The sequence below is a fragment of the Sphingobium sp. genome (genome assembly GCF_041987595.1).
In the GTDB taxonomy this organism is placed as follows: domain Bacteria; phylum Pseudomonadota; class Alphaproteobacteria; order Sphingomonadales; family Sphingomonadaceae; genus Sphingobium.
On sequence record NZ_JBHIWJ010000203.1, the window covers coordinates 1 to 836 of the forward strand.

The 836-nt window shown below is 63.4% G+C and carries 1 protein-coding gene; it reads left to right on the forward strand.

Annotation, left to right across the window (positions count from 1 at the left end; all coding sequences use genetic code 11):
• Window positions 1-640, forward strand: a 640-nt coding sequence (locus tag ACFC3J_RS22750) for an autotransporter domain-containing protein (RefSeq protein ID WP_375198181.1), incomplete at its 5' end; no start/stop codon positions are given.
• Window positions 641-836 lie beyond the last annotated feature (196 nt).

The window sequence follows — 836 nt, forward strand, 5'->3', positions numbered from 1 at the left end:
GTATGAGCTCGCGGCACACTGGCGCGGGCAATGGGGTCCGGTGCGCGCATTCGTGCGCGGATCGGCGGCGAAAATCGATTTCGGCGGAACGCGCCGCTTCGCGCAGATGCTGAATGGCAAGCTGGTCGAGCGAAGCGCCAAGGGCGACTGGTCGGGCGATCTCTACAGCGCTTCGGCTGGGCTCGGCTATGAAGCACGTATCGGTAAGCGCCTGATCCTGCGTCCGACGGCGGTGATCGACTATTACAAGCTGGACGAGAATGGCTATGCGGAGACCGGCGGCGGCAATGCCTTCAACCTGATCGTGGACAAGCGCAGCAGCGACGAGCTGGCCGTCAACGGCACGCTGGTGGCGGGATACGAGTTCGGCAGCCTGCGCCCTGACGATGTCTGGATCCGTGCAGAGATCGAAGGCGGTCGCCGCCAGATCATCGGCGGTTCGCTCGGCGAGACCACCGCCCGCTTCAAGGACGGTGCGGCCTTCACGCTGCTGTCCGACGCACGCAGCGATGGCTGGATCGGCTGGCTGCGGCTGGTCGGCGGGCAGCAGGGCTTTGCGATGGCCGGGGAAGTCGGCGCCGAAGAGCAGTTCGGCAATCTCGCGCTCAACGCCCGCGTTTCGCTCAGGATCGGTTTCTGACCGCGCTGTTCGACCCCGGCCTCCATGCACGCCGGGCCGGGGCCGAACCGTTTCGACAGCACGACAGGCTTGGCGCGATGCATCAGCGATGAAAACTCAATTGACTACTGGCATATTTATTTTACCACTCGTCAAACATTCTTCGCGATGGGAAACAGAGAGGATCATTGCCGGTCATGAGCCAAGCCGTCGTTGT